Source organism: Streptomyces sp. NPDC007875 (assembly GCF_042868035.1).
GTDB lineage: Bacteria > Actinomycetota > Actinomycetes > Streptomycetales > Streptomycetaceae > Streptomyces > Streptomyces antimycoticus.
Genome location: NZ_JBIADZ010000038.1, coordinates 24,991 through 50,465, shown reverse-complemented (window position 1 = coordinate 50,465; position 25,475 = coordinate 24,991). Strand labels below are relative to the sequence as shown.

Here is a 25,475-nt window from a genome sequence, read left to right as displayed (position 1 = left end):
GGGGTTCGGGTGGGTGTGCTGCCGCGCTTCAGCCGTTGCCGAACCTCTTGTCGATGAAGTCGAAGAGGTCGTCGTCACTGACCTCTTCGAACGCGTCCGCCTCGGCGTCCGGCCCGGCGTCGTCCGCGGTGCGACGCACGTCGTTCCACTTCGCGAGCAGCGTCTGGAGGCGCACCGCGATGTTCGCATGCGCGGCCTCGTCCTCCGTCACCGATGCCAGATCCTCCGGCGTCAGCGAGGACAGGCTGTTCTCCAGCCGCTCCAGCTCCTCCAGTACGGACACTCCGGGGCCGTCGGCCTCCGGCGCCACTTCCTGACGCAGATGGTGCGCGAGCGCCACCGGTGTCGGGTAGTCGTAGACCAGCGTCGCCGTCAGCCGCAGCCCCGTGGCCGCGTTCAGGCGGTTCCGCAGTTCCACGGCCGTCAGCGAGTCGAAGCCCAGATCCTTGAACGCCTGCTCGGCGCCCACCTGGTCCTTCGAGGCGTAGCCCAGCACGGCGGCCACCTGACGGCGGACCAGGTCCAGGGCGGTCAGCTGCTGCTGGGCCTCCGACTGCCCGGCCAGCCGCTGGGCCAGCGTGCCGTCCCCGGTGTCCGCCACCGCCTCCGGAGCGGCGGGGCCGCCGGTCGCGGCGCGGCGCACGGGCGTGCGCACCAGGCCGCGGTAGAGCGGCAGCAGTTCCCCGGTGGCGGCGGCGGCGCGCAGCGTCGCCATCTCCAGCCGTACGGGCACCAGCACCGCCTCGTCGGCCACGGCGTGGGCCGCGTCGAACAGGGCGAGCCCCTCCGCGGCGGACAGCGGCAGCACCCCGCCGCGCGCCGCCCGCTGCTGGTCGGCCTCGCCGAGCCGGCCGCCCATGCCCCGCGCCTCGGCCCACATGCCCCACACCAGGGACAGCGCGGTACGGCCGGTGGCGCGGCGGTGGCCGGCGAGGGCGTCGAGGAAGACGTTCGCCGCCGCGTAGCCGCCCTGGCCCGCGCCGCCCAGCGTGCCGGCAGCGGCCGAGAAGAGCACGAAGGCGGACAGATCCAGCTCGCGGGTCAGCTCGTGGAGGTTGACCGCCGCGTCGACCTTGGGCCGCAGCGCCGTGTCCACCCGCTCGGGCGTCAGCATGTCGATGACACCGTCGTCGAGGACGCCCGCGGTGTGCACCACGGCCGTCAGCGGACGGTCGGCCGGAATCGCGGCCAGCAGCCCGGCCAGCGCCTCCCGGTCGGCCGCGTCGCATGCGGCGACGGTGGCCTGTGCGCCCACCTCGGCGAGTTCCGCCACCAGTTCGGCCATGCCGTCGGCGGCGGGGCCGCTGCGGCTGGTGAGCAGCAGATGGCGGGCGCCGTGCGCGGTGGCCAGATGGCGGGCGAACAGCCTGCCCAGACCGCCGGTGGCGCCGGTGATCAGCACCGTGCCGTCCGGGTCGATGGCCTTACCGGTGGGCTCGGTGGCCTTCCTCTCCGACGTCTCGGCCGCCGGGGCCGCCTCGACCCTGGCCAGGCGCGGCGCGTACGCCGCCCCGGCGCGCAGCGCCAGCTCGGGCTCGCCCGAGTCCAGCGCCGCCGCGAGCGCCGGGTAGGACACCTCGCCGTCCACGTCCAGCAGGACGAACTGGCCTGGGTTCTCCGTCTGCGCGGAGCGCAGCAGACCCCACACCGGCGCGTGCGCCAGGTCCGCCACCGCCGGGTCGGCGGCCGCGGCGACCGCGCCACGGGTGACCACGACCAGCCGGGCCGAACCGGGCCGGCCGCCGTTCAGCCACTCCTGGAGCAGGCCCAGGACGCGGTGGGTGGCCGTGTGCGCACCGGCGGCGAGGCCGTCCTCGGCGCCCGGCTCCGGCGGGAACGGCACCAGCACGGTGTCCGGCGCGGCCTCGCCCGCCTCGACCGCCGCGTTCAGCGAGACGAGGTCGTCGTGGACCGTGGCGCGGAACCCGGCCGTCTCCAGGGCCACGCTCAGCTTGAGCTCATCGCCGCCGATGACGGCGAAGCCCGCCGACGTGGCCTGCGAAGGCGTCTGCGAAGCCGCCTGAGAGGACGCCTGAGAGGACGCCTTTGCGGGTGCCGCCACCGGCGCCCAGTCGATGCGGAACAGCGACTCATGGCGGTCGGAAGCGGTCGCACCGGCGATCCGGTCCACCTCCAGCGCCCCGGTCTCCAGCGCGTCCACCGACGCGACGAGCGCACCCGTCTCATCGGCCGCCACCATCGACACGGCGCCGTCCTCGGTCAGCGCCAGCCGTACGCGCAGTGCCTCGGCGCCGACCGCGTACAGGCTCACCCCATGCCAGGAGCGCGCCACCGCGGCACCGCCCGCGCCCAGCGCGAGCGGCTGCAGCGCACCGTCCAGCAGGGCCGGGTGCAGGGCGAAGCGGGCGGCCTCGGGCTGCCGCTCCGCCGCGACGCGGACCTCCGCGAACAGCTCCTCGCCACGCCGCCAGACGCGGCGCAGGCCCTGGAACGCGGGACCGTGCAGCAGTCCGGAGCGCGCCATGCCCGCGTACAGCTCATCGGTGTCGACCGCTTCCGCGTCGGCGGGCGGCCACACGGACAGCGACTCGGCACCGCCACCCGCCGGGGCCTCGCCCGCCATCGCCTGGCCCGAGGCGAGCACACCGGCGGCGTGCCGGGTCCACGGCCGGTCCGCATCCGCCCGCTCGTCCCGCGCGTACACGCCCAGCGGGCGACGCCCGTCGGCGTCCGGCTCACCGACCGACACCCGCAGCCGCACCCCGCCGCGCTCCGGCAGGATCAGCGGCTCGTCCAGGGTCAGCTCTTCCAGCAGCCCACAGCCCACATGGTCCCCGGCGCGCACCGCCAGCTCCACGAACGCGGAGCCGGGCAGCACGGCCGTGTCCGCGACCGTGTGGTCCGCCAGCCACGTGTGCGAGGCGAGCGACAGCCGCCCGGAGAACACATAGGCGTCCGCGTCGGGCAACTCCACCGCCGCGCCCAGCAGCGGGTGATCGGCCGAGCCGAGCCCCGCCGAGGCGACCTCGTCCAGGCTCAGCTGGGCGTCGACCCAGTAGCGGCTGCGCTGGAAGGCGTACGTCGGCAGCGTGACCTTCCGCGCACCCGTACCGGCGAAGAACGCCTCCCAGTCCGGGGCCAGACCACGGACGTACAGCCGGGCCAGCGCGCCGGTCAGCGCCTCGGCCTCCGGCCGGCCCTTGCGCAGCGCGGGCAGCAGCTCGGCCGCGTCGGGCTCGGCCAGGCAGTCCTGCGCCATGGCGGTGAGGACACCATCGGGGCCCAGCTCCACGAAGGCGGTCACGCCCCGGGTTTCGAGGGTGCGGACACCGTCGAGGAAGCGCACGGCCTCCCGGACGTGGCGCACCCAGAAGCCGGGGTTGGTGATCTCTTCGGCGGAGACCAGCTCGCCCGTCAGGTTGGACACGATGGGGATGTGCGGGGCCTCGTAGGTCAGCCCCTCCGCGATGTCGCGGAACGCCTCCACCATGCCGTCCATGCGCGGCGAGTGGAACGCGTGGCTGACGGTGAGGCGCTTCGTCTTACGCCCCCGCGCCTCGAAGGCCGCGGCGATCTGCAGCGCCTCGTCCTCATCACCCGCGATGACGATCGACGTCGGCCCGTTGAGCGCGGCGATCGACACCCGCTCGGTCAGCAGCGGCGCCACCTCGTCCTCCGACGCCTGGACGGCGATCATCGCGCCACCGGCAGGCAGCTCCTGCATCAGACGGCCCCGCGCCGCCACCAGCTTCGCCGCGTCCGCGAGCGAGAACACACCCGCCACATGGGCGGCCGCCAGCTCACCGATCGAATGCCCGGAGAGGAAGTCCGCCTTCAGGCCCCACGCCTCCACCAGCCGGAACAGCGCCACCTCGACCGCGAACAACGCAGGCTGGGTGAAACCGGTCTGGTCCAGTGCGGTGGCGTCGTCGCCGAACAGCACCTCCCGCAGCGGCCGCTCCAGATGCGCGTCCAGGTGGGCGCACACCTCGTCCAGCGCGTCCGCGAACACCGGGAAGGTGTCGTACAGCTCGCGGCCCATGCCGAGCCGCTGGCTGCCCTGTCCGGTGAAGAGGAACGCCACCTTGCCACCGGTCACCGAGCCCTCGACCAGGCCCGGTACCTCGGACTCGCCCCGCGCCAGCGCCGCGAGACCGGCCAGCAGCCCGTCCCCGCTGTCCGCGGTGAGCACGGCCCGGTGGTCCAGGGCGGCGCGAGTCGTGGCGAGCGAGTAGGCCACATCGGTGGCGGCCGGCGCGGTCTCGCCGCCGAGGTGGGCCAGGAGCCGTTCGGCCTGGCCGCGTACGGCGGCCGGGGACTTGGCCGACAGCACCCACGGCACCGTCGGCAGCTCCACCGCCGGAGCGACGGCGGGGTTCTCCTCCGGCTCCGGGGCCTGCTCCAGCAGGGTGTGCGCGTTGGTGCCGCTGATGCCGAACGCGGAGACCGCGGCCCGGCGCGGACGGCCGGTCTCCGGCCACTCCCGCGCCTCGGTCAGCAGCTCCAGCTCACCGGCGGACCAGTCGACATGCGGGGTCGGCTCGTCCACGTGCAGGGTTGGCGGCAGCACACCGTGCCGCAGCGCCAGCACCATCTTCATCACCCCGGCGACACCGGCCGCGGCCTGCGTGTGCCCGATGTTGGACTTGATGGAGCCGAGCCACAGCGGCCGCTCCGCGTCCCGCTCCTGGCCGTAAGTGGCCAGCAGCGCCTGCGCCTCGATCGGGTCGCCCAGCGTCGTACCGGTGCCGTGGGCCTCGACCGCGTCCACCTCGGACGCCGACAGACCCGCACCGGCCAGCGCCTGCCGGATCACCCGCTGCTGCGAGGGACCGTTCGGCGCCGTCAGACCGTTACTGGCTCCGTCCTGGTTGATCGCGGAGCCACGCACGACCGCCAGCACCTCATGGCCATGGCGCTGGGCGTCCGACAGCCGCTCCACGAGCAGCATGCCCACACCCTCACCCCAGCCGGTGCCATCCGCACCCGCCGCGAACGCCTTGATCCGGCCGTCCTCCGCCAGCCCACGCTGACGGCTGAAGTCCACAAACGAACCCGGCGTCGACATCACCGTCACACCACCGGCCAGCGCCAACGAGCACTCACCCGCCCGCAACGCCTGAATCGCCCAGTGCAACGCCACCAACGACGACGAACACGCCGTATCCACCGTCACCGCAGGACCCTCAAGCCCCAGCGCATACGACACCCGACCCGACATCACACTGGCCGCGTTACCCGTCCCCATGAAGCCATCACCGCCGTCCGGCGAGTGGAGGACGAGCGACATGTAGTCCTGGCCGTTGGTGCCCGCGAACACGCCGACCTGCTGACCGCGCAGCGTCGTCGGGTCGATCCCGGCCCGCTCGAACGCCTCCCACGAGGTCTCCAGCAGCAACCGCTGCTGCGGGTCCATGGCGAGCGCCTCACGCGGCGAGATACCGAAGAACGCCGCGTCGAAGTCCCCGGCGTCCGCCAGGAATCCGCCCTCACGGACATAGCTGGTGTGCTCGCCCGTGCCCTCCGGGTCGTACAGCGTCTCCAGGTCCCAGCCACGGTCGGCCGGGAAGCCCGTCACCGCGTCCTGCCCGGAGACCAGGAGCCGCCACAGCTCCTCCGGCGACCGCACGCCGCCCGGGAAGCGGCAGCTCATCCCGACGATCGCGATCGGATCGTCGGCGACGGCCACCGTCGTGGACGACGCACCGGCGACCGTCTCGGCCGCGCTCTCCTCGCCCAGGATCTCCGTACGGAGGTGGGCGGCGAGCGCCGAGGACGACGGGTAGTCGTACACCAGCGTGGGCGGCAGTCGCAGCCCGGTCACGGTGTTCATGCGGTTGCGCAGCTCGACGGCCGTCAGCGAGTCGAAGCCCAGATCCCGGAACGCCCGGTCCGCCTCCACCGCCTCCGCGTCCGAGTGGCCCAGCACATCGGCCACGGCCGAGCGCACCAGGTCCAGCAGCATCCGCTCGCGCTCGGCCGCCGGGACCCCCGCGAGCCGCTGGGCCAGCGAGGACTCGTCCGCACCGCCACCGGCCGTACGGGCCGTCCGCCTGCCCTCGGCCGCCAGCGCCGTACGCACCTCGGGCAGCTCCAGCAGCAGCGGGCTCGGCCGGGAGGCGGTGAAGCCGGGGGCCAGCCGCTCCCAGTCGATGTCCGCGACCGTCACCGCGGTCTCGTCCAGGTCCAGCGCGCGCTGCAGCGCGGCGATGGCCAGGTCCGCCGCCATCGGCGGCACACCGGCGCGGCGCATGCGCTGTTCCAGCGCGTCGTCCGCGGCCATCCCGCCCTCGGCCCACGGGCCCCAGGCCACCGAGGTGGCGGGCAGGCCCTCGGCCCGGCGGCGCTCGGCGAGCGCGTCCAGGAAGGCGTTCGCGGCCGCGTAGTTGGCCTGACCGGCGGCGCCGATCGAGCCCGCGAACGAGGAGAACAGGACGAAGGCCGTCAGGTCCAGGTCCCGCGTCAGCTCGTGCAGATTGGCCGCGGCATCGGCCTTGGCGCGCAGAACGGAGGCGAAGCGCTCGGGGGTCAGCGACTCCAGAACGCCGTCGTCCAGCACCCCGGCCGCGTGCACCACCGCCGTCAGCGGCAGTTCGGCCGGGAGCCCCGCCACCAGCGCGGCCAGCGCCTCGCGGTCGGCGGCGTCGCAGGCCGCGACGGTGACCCGGGCGCCCGAGGCGGCGAGTTCGTCCCGCAGCTCGGCCGCGCCGGGGGCGTCGAGGCCACGGCGGCTGGTGAGCACCACGTGCTCGGCGCCCTTGTCGATCAGCCAGCGGGCCACATGCGCGCCCAGCGCGCCCGTGCCGCCGGTCACCAGGACCGATCCGGCACCCGGCCGCCAGTCGCGGCCACGCCCGGTGTCGGCGGACCGGGTCAGCCGGCGGCCGAAGACACCGGAGGCGCGCACCGCCACCTGGTCCTCGCCCTGGCCACCGGCCAGCACGCCCGCCAGCCGCGACAGCGCCCGGTCGTCCACCGTCTCCGGCAGATCGACGAGACCGCCCCACCGCTCGGCCAGTTCCAGGGCCGCGACCCGGCCCAGGCCCCAGACCCGCGCCTGCCACGGGTCCACCGGCCCGTCCGCGCGGCCGGTCGAGACCGCGCCGCGCGTGGCGACCCACAGCGGCGCGTCCACGCCCAGATCGCCCAGCGCCTGCGCCAGGGCGGCCGTGCGGACCAGCCCGTCGGCACCCTCGGCCAGGGACGGCAGCGCGAACACCCCGGCCACCGGGGCGTCGGCGACCGCCTCGGCCAGCCGCTCGGCCGTGCCCGTACGGTCCGTGGCGGCCAGCTCGACCCGCTGGACCTCGGTGCCGCGTGCGGACAGCGTCCGTAGGACACCCTCGGCCAGTGCGCCATCCGCCTCTTCAGTGGTGGTGACGACCAGCCAGCGGCCGGTCAATGCCCCCTCGGCGCGGGCGGCCACCGGCTTCCAGGTCACCTGGTAGCGCCAGGCGTCCACGGTGGACCGCTCGCCCTGGCGGCGCCGCCACGAGGAGAGCATCGGCAGAACGGCACCCAGCGAGGAGAGCGCGTCGGCGTCCTCGGACTGGAGTGTCCCGGCCAGGGCCGCCAAGTCCTCGCGCTCGACGGCCTCCCAGAACCGCGCGTCCACGGAATCCATGGCCGCGACCGCCTCGCGGACCTCCTCCGGGTTCTCCACCCAGAACCGCTGCCGCTGGAAGGCGTAGGTCGGCAGCTCGATGGCGCGGGCTCCCGTACCGGCGAAGAACGCCGACCAGTCCGGGGCGAGCCCCCGGGTGTGCAGCGCGGCGAGGGCCGCCGTCACCGCCACCGGCTCGGTACGTCCCTTGCGAAGCGCCGAGACGAAGGCGGCGGCATCGCCGGAGACGCACTCCTGGGCCATGGCGGTGAGGACACCGTCGGGGCCCAACTCGACGTAGGTGCTGACGCCCTGGGCTTCCATCGTCCGGACGCCGTCGAGGAAACGGACCGCCTCGCGGACGTGGCGCACCCAGAAGTCAGCGGTCGTGATCTCCTCGGCGGCCACCACAGTGCCCGTCAGGTTGGACACGATCGGGATCCGCGGGGCCTCGTACGACAGACCCTCGGCCACCTCACGGAACGCGTCCAGCATCCCGTCCATACGCGGGGAGTGGAACGCGTGGCTGACCGTGAGCCGCTTGGTCTTCCGACCCCGCGCCTCGAATGACGCGGCGATCTCCAGCGCCGAGTCCTCATCACCCGCGATGACCACCGACGTGGGCCCGTTGAGCGCGGCGATCGAGACGCGCTCGCCGAGCAGCGGCGCCACCTCGTCCTCCGACGCCTGGACGGCGATCATCGCGCCACCCGCCGGAAGCTCCTGCATCAAACGGCCACGCGCCGCCACCAACGTCGACGCGTCCGCCAGCGACAACACACCCGCCACATGCGCGGCCGCCAGCTCACCGATCGAATGCCCGGAGAGGAAGTCGGGCCGCAGCCCCCACGCCTCCACCAGCCGGAACAACGCCACCTCAACGGCGAACAGCGCGGGCTGGGTGAACCCCGTCTGATCCAGCGCCTCGGCATCGTCCCCGAACAGGACGTCCTGCAAAGGCCGTTCCAGATGCGGGTCCAGCTCCGCGCACACCGCGTCCAGCGCCTCCGCGAACACCGGATAGGCGTCGTACAGCTCACGCCCCATACCGAGCCGCTGACTGCCCTGCCCGGTGAACAGGAACGCCACCTTGCCGCCCTCGGCCACCGTCCCCTGGACCAGCCCCGCGGCCGACTCGCCGCGCGCCAGCGCCTCCAGGCCGGACAGCAGCCCGTCCCGGCCCTCGCCGAAGACGACCGCGCGCCGCTCCAGCGCCGCCCGGCCCGTCGCCAGCGCGTAGCCGACGTCCGTGGTGTCCAGGTCGGGGTGGGTGCCGAGGTGGGAGAGGAGCCGTTCGGCCTGGCCGCGCAGGGCGGCCTCGGACTTGCCCGAGAGCACCCAGGGCACCGTCGGCAGCTCCGCCACCGGACCGGTCGCGGAGATTTCCTCGGGGGCCGGGGGCTGCTCGATGATCGTGTGCGCGTTCGTGCCGCTCACGCCGAACGACGAGATGGCCGCCCGGCGCGGCCGGCCGAACTCCGGCCACGGCCGGGCCTCGGTCAGCAGCTCGAGGTCGCCCGCCGCCCAGTCCACATGCGGGGTGGGCTCGTCGATGTGCAGCGTCTGCGGAAGCACTCCGTGCCGCATCGCCATGATCATCTTGATGATGCCCGCGACACCCGCTGCGGCCTGGGTGTGGCCGATGTTGGACTTCAGCGAACCGAGCCACAGCGGCTGCCCCTCCGGCCGGCTGCGGCCGTAGGTGGCGAGCAGCGCCTGGGCCTCGATCGGGTCGCCCAGCGTCGTCCCCGTGCCATGCGCCTCCACCACATCGACATCGGCGGTGGTGAGCCGGGCGCTGGTCAGCGCGTCACGGATGACGCGCTGCTGGGACGGGCCGTTGGGCGCCGTCAGACCGTTGGACGCGCCGTCCTGATTGATGGCCGAGCCCCGCACGATCGCCAGGACGCGGTGGCCGTTGCGCCGCGCGTCCGACAGCCGCTCGACGAGCAGCATGCCCGCACCCTCGGCCCAGCCGGTGCCGTCCGCCGACGCCGCGAAGGACTTGCAGCGGCCGTCGGTGGACAGGCCCTGCTGGCGGCTGAAGTCGATGAATGTGTCCGGGGTGGCCATGACGGTCACACCACCGGCCAGCGCCAGCGAGCACTCGCCGTTGCGCAGTGCCTGCGCGGCCAGGTGCAGTGCCACCAGCGACGACGAGCACGCCGTGTCGATGGTGACCGCCGGGCCTTCGAGACCGAAGGTGTACGCCACCCGGCCCGAGGCGATGGAGCCCGCGCCGCCCGTGCCGAGATAGCCCTCGAGCCCCTCGGGGACGGCGGTCAGCCGGGTCAGATAGTCGTGGTACATGACGCCCGCGAAGACACCGGTCCTGCTGCCGCGCACGGCCGCCGGGTCGATGCCCGCGCGCTCGAACGCCTCCCACGACGTCTCCAGCAGCAGCCGCTGCTGCGGATCCATCGCCATGGCCTCGCGCGGGTTGATCCCGAAGAAGTCCGGGTCGAAGTCGGCGGCGTCGTGCAGGAAGCCGCCCTCGCGGGTGTAGCTCGTGCCCACCTGGTCGGGGTCGTCGCTGTAGAGCGCGTCGAGGTCCCAGCCACGGTCGACGGGGAAGTCGGAGATGGCGTCGGTGGCACCGATGACGAGCTGCCACAGCTCCTCGGGGGTGGTGACCCCACCCGGGTAGCGGCAGCTCATCCCGACGATGGCGATCGGCTCGTCCTCGGTGACGGCCGTCACCGGGACCGGGGTGTGCACCTCCGCCGACTCCTCGCCCACCAGCTCGGTCCGCAGGTGGCGGGCCAGGACCTGCGGGTCCGGATAGTCGAAGATGAGCGTCGCGGGCAGCCGCAGCCCGGTGACCGCGTTGAGCTGGTTGCGCAGCTCGACAGCGGTCAGCGAGTCGAATCCCAGATCCTTGAACGCCGGCCCGGAGCCGATGGTCTCCGCGCCCGCGTAGCCGAGCACGGTCGCCACCTGCGCCCGGACCAGGTCCAGCAGCAGCCGCTCCTGCTCCGCCGTGCTCAGCCCGGCGAGCCGCCCGGCAAGACCGGTGTCGCCGCCCGCCGCGACCGCGTCCACCGCACGCCGCGCCGGAACCCGCACCAGGCCGCGCAGCAGCGGCGAGATCGCGGGCTGGTTACGCAGCGCCGCGAGGTCCAGGCGCATCGGCACCAGCGACGCCTCGTCGACGGTCAGCGCGGCGTCGAAGAGCCGCAGCCCCTCCGCCACCGGCAGCGGGGGCACTCCGGCCCGCCGCATCCGGGTGATGTCGGCCTCGTCGAGGGTGTCGCCCATGCCGCCACCGGCCCACAGGCCCCACGCCAGCGCGGTGGCGGGCAGGCCCTGGGCGGCGCGGTGCTGGGCGAGGGCGTCCAGGAAGACGTTGGACGCGGCGTAGTTGCCCTGACCCGGGCCGCCGAACACACCGGCGGCCGAGGAGAACAGGACGAACGCCGAGAGGTCCTGGTCGCGGGTCAGCTCGTGCAGGTTCCAGGCCGCGTCCACCTTCGGGCGCATGACGTGGTCGACGCGCTCGGGCGTCAGCGAGCCGATCACACCGTCGTCCAGCACACCGGCCGTGTGGACGACCGCGGTCAGCGGATGCTCGGCGGGGATGGCGGCGAGGGTCGCGGCCAGCGCGTCCTGGTCCGCCACATCACACGCCGCCCAGCGCACGCTCGCACCCAACCCGGCCAGCTCGGCGCCGAGTTCGGCCGCGCCCGGGGCCTGCTCGCCACGGCGGCTCACCAGCAGCAACTGCCGTACGCCACGCTCCGCCACCAGGTGGCGGGCGAACAGGCCGCCCAGCGAACCGGACGCGCCGGTGACCAGCACCGTGCCGTCCGGGTTCCACTCCGGGACCTCGCTGTCGGCCGCCGACGCGGCGCGGGCCAGCCGGGGCGTCTTGAGGACACCCTGCCGCACCGCGACCTCGGCCTCGCCGCTCGCGAGCACTGCGGACAGCGCGGGCAGCGCGGCCTGCGAGTCGTCAGGGCCGTCGAGGTCGATCAGGACGAAGCGGTCCGGGTTCTCGGACTGTGCCGAACGCACCAGACCGCGGACGGCGGCGCCCGCCGGATCCGTCACCGGCTCACCGGCCTCGGTGGCCACGGTCCCCGAGGTCAGCAGGACCAGACGTGAGTCCATGAAGCGGTCGTCGGACAGCCACTGCTGCAGCAGGCCCAGCACCTGGGTGGTGGCCTGATGCGCCGTGGTGGCGGGCGAGGGGCTTTCCCCCACCCCGCCCCTTCCCGACACGTGGGGCTCCGCCCCACGACCCCGGTCCTCAATCGCCGGACGGGCTTGATTTGCCGCACCTGGGCCTTCAAGTGCTGCGTCTACACGGGCTTGAGCTGCCAGGTCCACCACGACGTATTCCGGCAGCGCCGTTCCGGAATCGACGGCCTCGCTCAGCGCGGCCAGGTCCGGGTAGGTGGCGAGGCCCAGGGTGTCCGTGCCCAGCGCCGCCCAGCGGCCGTCGACCGCGGTGTCCGCCCCGGCGGCATCCACCAGCCCGGCCGTCGTCCATTCCACGCGGTACAGCGACTCGTGGTACACCGTCCGCGCACTCTGCAGTTGCTCGGCCGAGACCGGGCGCAGCACCAGCGAGTCCACGGCCGCGACCGGCGCGCCCGTGGCGTCCGCGATCTCCAGCCGGACGCCGTCGCCGCCCACGGCGGCCATCCGCACCCGCAGCGTGGCCGCGCCACTCGCGTACAGCGACACACCGGTCCAGGCGAACGGCAGCCGCCCCTCGGTCTCGGTGCCGCCGAGCCCGGCCAGGCCGAGCGCGTGCAGCGCGGCGTCCAGCAGCGCCGGGTGCAGCCCGAACGCGGCGGCCTCCTCGGCCGTGCCCTCGTCCAGCACCACCTCGGCGAACACCTCGGCCCCGCGCCGCCATGCCTTGCGCAGCCCCTGGAACGCGGGGCCGTACGCGAAACCGACGTCCCGCAGCTCGGCGTAACGGTCGCCGACCTCCACCTCGGCGGCGTCCGCCGGAGGCCACGCGGTCAGCTCGAACGACGCCTCCGGCGCACCATCGGACGCCAGGACACCGGACGCATGCCGGGTCCACGGCTCCTCGGCCGACAGGTGCTCGGCGCGGGAGTGCAGCTCCAGCGGGCGGCGGCCGGTGTCATCGGCCGCGCCGACCCACAGCCGTAGCTGGACGCCCCCGTCCTCGGTCAGGACCAGCGGCGCTTCGAGGGTCAGCTCCTCCAGCACCTCGCAGCCGACCTGGTCACCCGCCCGGACCGCCAGCTCCACGAACGCCGTGCCCGGCAGCAGCACGGTGTCCATGATCGTGTGATCGGCGAGCCACGGGTGCGTGGACAGCGCCAGCCGCCCGGTGAACAACATCCCGTCCGCGCCGGGCAGTTCGGCGCTGGCGCCGAGCAGCGGATGCTCGGCCTCGCCCAGCCCGACCGCGGCCACATCGCCCAGGAACAGCGAGGAGACCTTCGGCCAGTAGCGCTGCCGCTGGAAGGCATACGTGGGCAGCTCGGCCAGCTCGTCCGGCGCCAGTCGGGTGGCGCCGGTCCCGGCATAGAAGGCCGCCCAGTCCACCGCCACACCGCGCACATGGGCCCGCGCCACGGCCGTGGTCAGCGCCTCGGCCTCGGGACGATCCTTGCGCAGCACGGAGACGAACGCGGCGTCCGACGCGGAGTCGGCCACACACTCCTGCGCCATCGCGGTCAGGACCCCGTCGGGGCCCAGTTCGATGAAGGTGGTGACGTTGCGCGCTTCCAATGTCCGCACACCGTCGAGGAAGCGGACGGCCTCCCGGACGTGGCGCACCCAGAAGTCGGCCGTCGTGATCTCCTCGGCGGAGACCAGCTCGCCGGTCAGGTTGGACACGATGGGGATGCGCGGGGCCTCGTACGACAGGCCCTCCGCGACCTCCCGGAACGCCTCCAGCATCCCGTCCATGCGCGGCGAGTGGAACGCGTGGCTGACCGTGAGCCGCTTCGTCTTACGACCCCGCGCCTCGAACGACGCGGCAATCTCCAGAGCCGCGTCCTCATCACCCGCGATCACGACCGACGTCGGCCCGTTGAGCGCGGCAATGCTGACCTGCTCGCCGAGCAGCGGCGCCACCTCGTCCTCCGACGCCTGGACGGCGATCATCGCGCCACCCGCCGGAAGCTCCTGCATCAACCGCCCACGCGCAGCAACCAACGTCGCCGCGTCCGCCAGCGACAACACACCCGCCACATGCGCCGCGGCCAACTCACCAATCGAGTGGCCCGACAGGAAGTCCGCACGCAGCCCCCACGCCTGCACCAGACGGAACAACGCCACCTCAACCGCGAACAAAGCGGGCTGAGTGAACCCCGTCTGATCCAGCGCCTCAGCGTCCTCCCCGAACAGCACCGTCTTCAACGGCCGTTCCAGATGCGCGTCCAACTCATCGCAGACCGCGTCCAGCGCCTCCGCGAAGGCCGGGTACGCGTAGTACAGCTCACGGCCCATCCCGAGTCGCTGACTGCCCTGCCCCGTGAACAGGAACGCCACCCGGCCGCCGGCCACCGAACCCTGAACGAGCCCGGCCGCCGTACGCCCCTCGGCGAGCGCCTCCAGGCCGGACAGCAGCCCGTCCCGGTCCTCGGCGATCAGCGCCGCGCGCTCCTCGAACGCCGAACGGCCCACGGCGAGCGCGTAGCCGAGGTCGGCCGTCCGCAGCTCGGTCCGCTCGGTCAGGTGGCCGTGCAGTTGCTCGGCCTGCTCGCGCAGCCCGTCCGCCGTCCGGGCCGAGAGCAGCACCGGCAGGGCCGCCCCGCCCTCATCAGCGGACTCAACGGTCTCAAGGGCGGGAGCCGCCGGGGCCTCTTCCACGACGGCGTGGGCGTTGGTGCCGCTGAAGCCGAAGGAGGAGATGCCCGCGCGCCGCGGATGGCCGGTCTCCGGCCATTCCACCTGCTCCGTCAGCAGGCTGATGTCGCCCGCCGACCAGTCGACATGCGGGGTGGGCTCGTCCACGTGCAGCGTCCGCGGCAGCACTCCGTGCCGCATGGCGAGGACCATCTTCATCACACCGGCGACACCGGCCGCGGCCTGCGTATGCCCGATGTTGGACTTGATGGAGCCGAGCAGCAGCGGCTGCCCCTCCGCCCGGTCCTGGCCGTACGTGGCGAGCAGCGCCTGCGCCTCGATCGGGTCGCCCAGCCGGGTGCCGGTGCCGTGGGCCTCGACCGCGTCCACCTCGGACGGAGCCAGACCGGCACCGGCGAGCGCCTGGCGGATGACGCGCTGCTGCGACGGCCCGTTCGGCGCCGTCAGACCATTGGACGCACCGTCCTGGTTGACGGCCGTGCCGCGTACGAGCGCGAGCACCGGGTGGCCGTTCTTCCGCGCGTCCGACAGCCGCTCGACGAGCAGCATGCCGACGCCCTCGCCCCAGCCGGTGCCGTCCGCCTCGGCCGCGAACGCCTTGATCCGACCGTCCTCCGCGAGCCCGCGCTGACGGCTGAAGTCCACGAACACACCGGGCGTCGACATCACGGTCACACCGCCCGCGAGCGCGATCGAGCACTCACCGCCGCGCAGCGCCTGGATCGCCGAGTGGAGGGCGACCAGCGAGGAGGAGCAGGCGGTGTCGATGGTGACCGCCGGGCCTTCGAGACCGAAGGTGTAGGCGAGCCGGCCCGAGATCACGCTGGCCGCGTTGCCCGTGCCCATATGGCCTTCGAGGCCCTGCGAGTCGCCCAGCAGCAGGGACAGATAGTCCTGGCCGTTGGTGCCGACGAAGACACCGGCGGTGGAGCCGCGCAGCGTCGCCGGGTCGATCCCGGCCCGCTCGAACGCCTCCCACGACGTCTCCAGCAGCAGCCGCTGCTGCGGGTCCATGGCGAGGGCCTCACGCGGCGAGATACCGAAGAACGCCGGGTCGAACTCGGCGGCGTCGTGCAGGAATCCGCCCTCGCGGGCGTACGAGGTGCCCTCGACGTCCGGGTCCGGGTTGTAGAGCGTCCGGAGGTCCCAGCCGCGGTCGGCGGGCATGTCCACGATGGCGTCCGTGCCGGACACCAGCAGTTGCCACAGCTCCTCGGGGGTGCGGACACCGCCCGGGAAGCGGCAGCTCATCGCGACGATCGCGATCGGATCAGCGTCGGCCGCGGCGCCCGCCACCGGCGACGCGCCGCCCGTGACCGCCACCTGCCCGCCGAGCAGTTCGGCGAAGAGGTGGTCGGCGAGGGCGAGCGGCGTCGGGTAGTCGTAGATGAGGGTCGCGGGGAGCCGCAGGTCGGTGGCGGCGCCCAGGCCGTTGCGCAGTTCGACGGCGGTGAGGGAGTCGAAGCCGATCTCGCGGAAGGCCCGTTCGGCGCTGATGTCGGACACATCGGCGTGGCCGAGGACCTCCGCGACATGGGTTCGTACGAGATCCAGCAGCGCCCGATGGCGCTCCGCCTCGGGCAGGCCGAGGAGCCGCCGCGCGAGCGCGGAGGCCGTCTCGACGGGCGCGGCCTCGCCGGTCGCGGTGGCGGCGCCGCGCGTGGCGGCCTGGCGCACCTCGGGCAGGTCGGTCAGCAGGGGGCTGGGGCGGCCCGCGGTGAAGCCGGGGGCGAACCGGTCCCAGTCGACATCCGCCACGGTCACAGCCGCGTCGCCCAGGTCGAGGGCGCGCTGCAGGGCGTCGATCGCGAGATCGGCGTCCATGGGCGGCATCCCGGCGCGGCGCATGCGCTGCTCCAGCACCTCGTCGGCGGCCATGCCGCCCGCGGCCCACGGGCCCCAGGCGATCGAGGTGGCGGGCAGGCCCTCGGCGCGCCGCCGCTGGGCGAGCCCGTCCAGGAAGGCGTTCGCGGCGGCGTAGTTGGCCTGGCCGGCGGCGCCCACGGTGCCGCTGGTCGAGGAGAACAGCACGAACGCGGACAGGTCCAGCTCGCGCGTCACCTCGTCCAGGGCGAGCGCGGCGTCGGCCTTCGCACGCAGGACGGAGGCGAAGCGCTCGGGGGTCAGCGATTCCAGGATGCCGTCGTCCAGTACCCCGGCCGCGTGCACCACGGCCGTCAGCGGCAGTTCGGCGGGGAGGTCGGCCAGCAGCCCGGCCAGGGCCTCCCGGTCGGCCGCATCGCAGGCGGCGACGGTGATCCGGGCGCCGGTGGCGGCGAGTTCATCGCGCAGCTCGGCCGCGCCCGGGGCGTCGAGGCCACGGCGGCTGGTGAGCACCACGTGCTCGGCGCCCTTGTCGATCAGCCAACGGGCCACCTGGCCGCCCAGCGCGCCCGTACCGCCCGTCACCAGCACCGTGCCGCGGGCGTTCCAGCCCTCGGACTCCGCCACCTGCCGTGCGGTCGCCCGCGCCAGCCGGCGGCCGAACACCCCGGAGGCGCGAACGGCGATCTGGTCCTCGCCCCCGACCCCGGCGAGCACCACCGCGAGCCGCGACAGCACCCGGTCGGTCATGGTCTCGGGGAGGTCGATGAGACCGCCCCAGCGGTCGGGCAGCTCCAGGGCCGCCACCCGGCCAAGACCCCACACCTGGGCGCGGGCCGGGTCCACCAGCTCGCCCTGACGCCCCGTCGAGACCGCGCCCCGGGTGGCACACCACAGCGGCGCGTCGATCGCGGCGTCGCCCATGGCCTGCACGAGGGCGGCCGTGGGCAACAGGGCGTCGGCGCCCCCGGTGGCCAGCAGCGAGAGCACACCGGACACCGCGTCGCCATCGGCCGCCGCGCGCAGCCGCTCGGCGATGCCCGCGCGGTCCTCGCCGGCCAGGTCGAGCCGCCGCACCTCGGCGCCCCGCTCGGTCAGCGTACGGACGACACCGTCTGTCCACGCGTCGGCGGCGGTGTCCTCGGCGGGGGCGACGACCAGCCACACCCCGGACAGCCGGGCCGCGGAGCCCAGCGACAGCGGCTTCCACGCCACCTGGTACCGCCAGCCGTCGACACCAGCGGCGGCCAGGCTCGCCACCGGCTCCTCGGGCCAGTAGCGGCGGTGCTGGAAGGCGTAGGTCGGCAGGTCGACACGGTGGGCGCCGGTCCCGGCGAAGTACGCGGCCCAGTCCGGCGCCACGCCACGGACGTGGGCCCGCGCGATGGCCGTGGTCAGCGCCTCGGCCTCGGGACGGTCCTTGCGCAGCACGGAGACGAACGCGGCGTTGCCAGCGGTCACACACTCCTGCGCCATCGCGGTGAGGACGCCATCGGGGCCCAGCTCGACGAAGGTGGTGACGCCCTGGGCTTCCAACGTCCGGACGCCGTCGAGGAAGCGCACGGCCTCGCGCACGTGGCGCACCCAGAAGTCGGGCGTCGAGATCTCCTCGGCAGAGGCGACGTTCCCGGTGAGGTTGGAGACGATCGGGATCCGCGGCGCCTCGTACGTCAGCCCCTCCGCGACCTCGCGGAACGCGTCCACCATGCCATCCATACGCGGGGAATGGAACGCGTGGCTGACCGTGAGCCGCTTGGTCTTACGGCCCTGCGCCTCGAAACCAGCGGCAATCGCGACAGCTTCGTCCTCGTCACCCGCGATGACGACGGAGGCGGGCCCGTTGAGCGCGGCGATCGACACCCGCTCGGTCAGCAGCGGCGTGACCTCGCCCTCAGACGCCTGCACCGCGATCATCGCGCCACCAGCGGGCAGCTCCTGCATCAGACGGCCACGCGCCGCCACCAACTTCGCCGCGTCCGCCAGCGACAACACACCCGCCACATGCGCGGCCGCCAGCTCACCGATCGAATGCCCCGACAGATAGTCGGGCTTCAGACCCCACGCCTCCACCAGCCGGAACAGCGCCACCTCGACCGCGAACAACGCGGGCTGAGTGAAGCCGGTCTGATCCAGCGCCTCGGCGTCCTCGCCGAAAAGCACCGTCTGCAACGGCCGTTCGAGATGCGCGTCCAGCTCCGCGGCGACCGCGTCCAGCGCCTCCGCGAACACCGGATACGCCTGGTAGAGCTCACGCCCCATCCCCAGCCGCTGACTCCCCTGCCCCGTGAACAAGAACGCCAGCTCACCCTCGGCGACCACACCCTCGACCAGCCCCGGCGCGGACTCCCCCCGCGCCAGCGCGTCGAGGCCGCGCAGCAGGTCCTCCCGGCCGTCCGCGACCAGCACCGCGCGGTGGTCGAGCGCGGCGCGGCCGGTGACCAGGGTGTGGGCGACGTCGGCCGGTTCGAGGTCGGAGTGCGCGGTCAGATGGGCGTAGAGCCGCTCGGCCTGGGCCCGCAGGGCGTCGGTGCCCTTGGCCGAGAGCGCGTACGGCAGCACATCGGAGCCGCCCCGCCCGGTCTCCTCCTCCACCGGTTCGGCCGTGTCGGCCGGGGCCTGCTCGATGATGGTGTGGGCGTTGGTGCCGCTGATGCCGAACGAGGACACGGCGGCGCGGCGCGCGCGGCCGGTCTCGGGCCACTCCTGCGCCTGCGTCAGCAGCGCGATGTCCCCGGCCGTCCAGTCAACGTGCGGCGACGGCTCGTCCACGTGCAGCGTCTGCGGCAGCACACCGTGCCGCATCGCCATCACCATCTTGATGATGCCCGCGACACCGGCCGCCGCCTGGGAGTGGCCGATGTTGGACTTGATGGAGCCGAGCCACAGCGGCCGCTCCGCGTCCCGCTCCTGGCCGTAGGTGGCCAGCAGCGCCTGCGCCTCGATCGGGTCGCCCAGCGTCGTACCGGTGCCGTGCGCCTCGACGACGTCCACATCGCCGCTGGTCAGCCCGGCGCTGGTCAGCGCCTTGCGGATGACGCGCTGCTGGGACGGGCCGTTCGGCGCCGTCAGACCATTCGACGCACCATCCTGGTTGACGGCCGAGCCGCGCACGACGGCCAGCACCTGGTGGCCGTGGCGCCGCGCGTCGGACAGCCGCTCCACGAGCAGCATGCCGACGCCCTCGCCCCAGCCGGTGCCGTCCGCACCGGCCGCGAACGCCTTGCAGCGGCCGTCGGCGGCCAGGCCGCCCTGGCGGCCGAACTCGGTGAAGTGGCCGGGCGTCGTCATGACGGTGACACCGCCCGCGAGCGCCATCGTGCACTCGCCCTGGCGCAGCGCCTGGATCGCCCAGTGCAGCGCCACCAGCGACGACGAACACGCCGTGTCGACGGTGACCGCCGGGCCCTCCAGACCGAGGGCGTAGGCGATACGGCCGGACATGACGCTGCCCGCGTTGCCCGTCATCACATGGCCCGCGACCTCCGCGCCGGCCTGCTCCAGGCCCGCGTCGTAGCCGCTGTAGGCCGCGCCCACGAACACGCCGACGGAGCGCCCACGCAGCGAGTCCGGGTCGATCCCGGCGCGCTCGAACACCTCCCAGGACGTTTCCAGCAGCAGCCGCTGCTGCGGGTCCATCGCGAGGGCCTCACGCGGCGAGATGCCGAAGAAGGCCGCGTCGAAGAGGTCCGCGTCGTGCAGGAAGCCACCGGCGCGGGCGTAGTCGGACGGGGCCGCGTCGGCCTCGTCGCCGTCCGCCGCCCACTGGCTCTCCCAGTTGCGGTTGACGGGGAAGCCGGTGATGGCGTCCGAGCCGGTGGCCACGAGCTGCCACAGGTCCTCGGGCGAGCGGACGTCGCCGGGGTAGCGGCAGCCCATCGCCACGATGGCGATCGGGTCGTCGGCGAGGGAGGCGGCGGTGGCGGGGAGTGCCGGGTCCGCCCGCTCGGCCTCGGGCTCGTCGTCGTCCGGGCCGAGGAGTTCGGCGCGCAGATGGTCGGCGAGGACGGTGGGGTTCGGGTGGTCGAAGACGATCGTGGAGGGCAGCTTGAGCCCGGTGGCGGCGGAGAGCCGGTTGCGCAGTTCGACGGCGGTGAGCGAGTCGAAGCCCAGCTCCTTGAAGGCGCGGCGGGCCTCGATGGCGTCGGCGGAGGCGTGGCCGAGGGCCGTGGCCACATGGCCGCGGACGAGGTCGAGCAGCGTCCGGCGGCGCTCGTTCGGGGAGAGCGCGCGCAGCCGCTGGGCCAGGGACGAACCGGCGGCGAGCGCGCCCGCGGCGGTGCGCCGGCCGGTCGTGCGGATCAGCCCGCGCAGCAGCGCCGGGACCGGGCCGGATCCGGCGGCGGAGCGCAGCGCCACGAGGTCGAGCCGGGCCGGGATCAGCAGGGTCCGGCCGGTGTGGCGGGCGGCGTCGAAGAGCGCCATGCCCTCGTCGTCGGTGAGGGCGCCCATCCCGCTGCGGGCCAGCCGCAGCAGGTCGGTCTCGGTCAGATCGCCGGTGATACCGCCGGACTGGGCCCACAGGCCCCAGACCAGCGAGGTGGCGGGCAGGCCCGCCGCGTGGCGGTGGGCGGCGAGTGCGTCGAGGAAGACGTTGGCCGCGGCGTAGTTGGCCTGGCCCGCACCGCCCAGCGTGCCCGCGATGGCGGAGAACAGCACGAACGCGGACAGGTCGAGGTCGCGGGTCAGCTCGTGCAGATTCCACGCCGCGTCCACCTTCGGACGCAGCACCCGCTCCAGCTGCTCGGGCGTCAGGGCGGCGGCCGTGCCGTCGTCCAGCACACCGGCGGTGTGCACGACGGCCGTCAGCGGATGCTCGGCCGGGATGGCGGCCAGGGTCGCGGCGAGGGCGTCGCGGTCCGCGGCGTCGCAGGCGGCGAGGGCGACCTCGGCGCCGCGCTCACGGAGTTCGGCGGCCAGCTCGGTGGCGCCGTCGGCGTCCGCGCCACGGCGGCTGGTCAGCAGGAGGTGGCGTACGCCGTGCTCGGCGACCAGGTGGCGGGCGAGCAGCCGGCCCAGGGCACCGGTGCCGCCGGTGATGAGCACGGTGCCGTCGGCGTCGAACGCCGGGGCGGCCTGGGTGTCGTTCTCCGGCGCCGAGGCACGGGCCAGCCGGGGTGCGAGGGATCGGCCCGCGCGCAGGGCGAGCTCCGGCTCCCCGGTGGCCAGGGCGTCAAAGAGCGCGTCGGCGGAGGTCTCGGCGGTCTCCTGCAAGTCCACGAGGACGAAGCGGCCGGGGTTCTCGGTCTCGGCGGACCGCACCAGGCCCCACAGGGGCGCGTGCACCAGGTCGGTGACGCCCTCCTCGGCGTCGGTGGCCATCGCGCCCCGGGTGACGACGACCAGGCGCGCGTCGGCGAACCGCTCATCGGCCAGCCAGCCCTGCACCAGGGCCAGCGCGCGCCGTGCCTCCCGGTGCGCGGCCTCGGCCACGTCCTCGTCCGGGCCGCTGGGTGCGGGCGCGAAGGACGCGAGGACCAGTTCCGGGGCGGCGGTGTCGCCCACCTCGACGGACGCGCCCAGCGCGGCCAGGTCGGGGGCGGAGGCGGCGGCCACTCCGGCCGGGACCAGCCCGAACGGGTCCTCGCCCAGGACGATACGACGGCTGGCGGCATCCGGACCGGCGGAGGTGGTCTGCGGGGCCACCCAGTCGAGCCGGAACAGGCTCTGCCGCGCCACGTCCGCGTCACCGGTGAGGTCATCGGGGAGCGGACGGCAGCGCAGAGCGTCAACGGCGGCGACCGGCTCGCCCGTGGCGTCGGCGAGCGCCAGGGTCACCGTGTCGGCTCCGGCGGGCGCGATCCGTACGCGCAGCGCGGACGCGCCCTCCGCGTACAGCCGGACGCCCTGCCAGACATCGGTCAGCTGGGCGCCCTCGCGGCCGTGGAGGGCGTGCAGGGCGGCGTCCAGCAGCGCCGGGTGCACGGCGAACTCTTCGGCGCCGGGCTTGACGTCGTCGTCCAGCCGGACCTCGGCGAAGAGTTCGTCCCCGCGCCGCCAGGCGGCAGTGAGCCCCTGGAACCCCGGGCCGTGCCGCAGTCCGGCCTCGGCCAGCCGGGCGTAGAGCGCGTCGGGCTCGATCGCCTCGGCGGCGGTCGGCGGCCACTTGGCCAGGTCGAACGACGGGCTGGGGGCGCCGGAGGCGAGCACACCGCTCGCATTCCGCACCCACGCCGTGTCGGCGGCGGCGTCCTGGGGGCGGGAGGAGACGGTGAACGAACGACGCCCGGCGTCGTCCGGCGCACCGACCGTGACCTGCAGCCGGACGCCACCGCGGGCCGGCAGCACCAGCGGGGCGTGCAGGGTCAGCTCGTCGAGCAGGTCGCAACCGACCTGGTCACCGGCCCGGACGGCAAGCTCCACGAACGCCGAGCCCGGGACCACCACCGCATCCCGGACCGTGTGATCGGCCAGCCACGGATGGGTGTCAAGGCCAAGTCGTCCCGTGAAGACCAGCCCATCGGTCTCCGCCAGCGGCACCGCCGCACCCAGCAGCGGGTGTCCGGCCAACTCCAGCCCCACGGAGGCCACATCACCCACGGATGCCGCACCCGGCTCCAGCCAGAACCGCTCGTGCTGGAAGGCGTACGTCGGCAGGTCGACGCGAACCGCGCCACTCCCGGCGAAGTACGCGGCCCAGTCCGGCGCCACGCCACGGACGTGGGCCCGCGCGATGGCCGTGGTCAGCGTCTCGGTCTCGGGGCGGTCCTTGCGCAGCGCGGAGATGAACGCGGCGTCGTCGCCGGTCGCGCAGTCCTGGGCCATGGCGGTGAGGACACCGTCGGGGCCCAGCTCGACGAAGGTGGAGACGTTCTGCGCCTCGAGCGTCCGTATGCCATCGAGGAAGCGGACGGCCTCGCGGACGTGGCGCACCCAGAAGCCGGGGCTGGTGATCTCCTCGGCGGAGACGACGGCACCGGTGAGGTTGGAGACGATCGGGATCCGCGGGGTCTCGTACGACAGTCCCTCCGCGACCTCGCGGAACGCCTCCACCATGCCGTCCATACGCGGGGAATGGAACGCGTGGCTGACCGTGAGCCGCTTGGTCTTCCGACCCTGCGCCTCGAACGAGGCCGCGATCTCCAGCGCCGCGTCCTCATCACCCGCGATGACGACCGACGCCGGGCCGTTGAGCGCGGCGATCGACACCCGCTCGTTGAGCAGCGGCGCCACCTCGCCCTCAGACGCCTGGACGGCGATCATCGCACCACCAGCGGGCAGCTCCTGCATCAAACGGCCACGCGCGGCCACCAACCGGCACGCGTCCGCCAGCGACAACACACCCGCCACATGCGCGGCAGCCAGTTCACCGATCGAATGCCCCGACAGGAAGTCCGGCTTCAGACCCCACGCCGCAACCAGCCGGAACAGCGCCACCTCGACCGCGAACAACGCGGGCTGGGTGAACCCCGTCCGATCCAGCGCCTCCGCGTCATCCCCGAACAACACATCCCGCAGCGGACGCTCCAGATGCGCGTCCAGCTCCGCACACACCGCGTCCAGCGCCTCAGCGAACACCGGATTCGCCTGGTAGAGCTCACGCCCCATCCCCAGCCGCTGGCTGCCCTGCCCCGTGAACAGGAACGCCACCTTGCCACCGGCCACCGAGCCCTCAACCACACCCGGCGCACCACGACCCTCAACCAGCGCACCCAGGCCAGCGAGCAGCCCATCCCGGTCCTCGGCCACCACCACCGCACGGTGTTCAAAGGCGGACCGCCCGGTCGCCAGCGAGAACCCCACATCCACCGGACGCAGCTCGCCACGCGCCTCCACATGCGCCACCAGCCGCTCGGCCTGGTCCCGCAGCGCGGCCGCGCCCCGCCCCGAGAGCACCCACGGCACCACAGACGGGGCCACCACAGGAGCCGAAGCAGCCTCCGCCGCTTCGGCTTCCGGCGCCTGCTCGATGATGGTGTGGACGTTGGTCCCGCTCACGCCGAAGGACGAGACGCCCGCCCGGCGCGGCCGGCCGGTCTCGGGCCACGGCCGCGCCTCGGTCAGCAGGGACACCTCTCCCGCCGACCAGTCGACATGCGGGGTGGGCTCATCCACGTGCAGCGTCCGCGGCAGGACCCCGTGCCGCATCGCCATGACCATCTTGATGACGCCGCCGATACCGGCGACGTTCTGGGTGTGGCCGATGTTCGACTTCAGCGAGCCGAGCCACAGCGGCCGCCCGTCCGGCCGCTCCTTGCCGTAGGTGGAGAGGAGGGCCTGTGCCTCGATGGGGTCGCCCAGCGTGGTGCCCGTGCCATGGGCCTCCACCGCGTCCACGTCGGCGGGGGTGAGACGGGCGTTCTCCAGGGCCTGCCGGATGACGCGCCGCTGCGAGGGGCCGTTCGGCGCGGTCAGACCGTTGGACGCACCGTCCTGGTTCACCGCGCTGCCGCGCACCACCGCGAGCACCGGGTGACCGTTGCGCCGCGCGTCCGACAGCCGCTCGACCAGCAGCACCGCGACGCCCTCGGACCAGCCGGTGCCGTCCGCCGAGGCCGCGAAGGACTTGCAGCGGCCGTCGGCGGAGAGTCCGCGCTGACGGCTGAACTCCACGAACACATCCGGGGAGGACAGCACGGTCGCGCCCGCCGCCAGCGCGAGCGAGCACTCGCTCTGCCGCAGCGCCTGGACCGCCAGGTGCAGCGCGACCGAGGAGGACGAGCAGGCGGTGTCGATGGTGGCCGCCGGGCCCTCGAGGCCGAAGGCGTAGGAGAGCCGACCGGAGGCGACGCTGGAGGCGGTGCCGGTGAGCAGATGGCCCTCGACACCCTCCGGGAGGTCGTACTCCCCCGCCCCGTATGCCTGCGTGGACGCGCCGACGAACACGCCGGTGCGCGAGCCCCGCATCGTGTCGGGGTCGATCCCGGCCCGCTCGAACGCCTCCCAGGAGGTCTCCAGCAGCAGCCGCTGCTGCGGGTCCATGGCGAGCGCCTCACGCGGCGAGATGCCGAAGAAGCCCGGGTCGAACCGGCTCGCGTCGTACAGGAAGCCGCCCCCGCGGGCGTAGAACGTGCCCTCGCGCTCCGGGTCCGGGTCGTACAGCGACTCGATGTCCCAGCCGCGGTCGGTGGGGAAGCCGGAGATGGCGTCCTGGCCGTCCACGACGAGCCGCCACAGCTCCTCGGGGCTGCCGACGCCGCCGGGGAACCGGCAGCTCATGCCGACGATCGCGATCGGTTCCCGGGACGCGTCGGTGAGCTGCTGGTTCTGCTTCCGCAGCCGCTCGGTTTCCTTCAGCGAGGCCCGCAGCGCGTCAACGAGCTTTTCGTTGGGGGTTGTCATCGTGTACTCC

General features: G+C 74.0%; 1 protein-coding gene. It reads right to left on the bottom strand.

Features of this window, described 5'->3' with window-relative positions; translation table 11 throughout:
• Positions 1–28: 28 nt before the first annotated feature.
• Entirely contained in the window at positions 29–25,465 is a 25,437-nt protein-coding gene (locus ACFYOY_RS43535; protein ID WP_388593356.1) for a type I polyketide synthase, read from the bottom strand.
• Between the last annotated feature and the right edge of the window lie 10 nt (positions 25,466–25,475).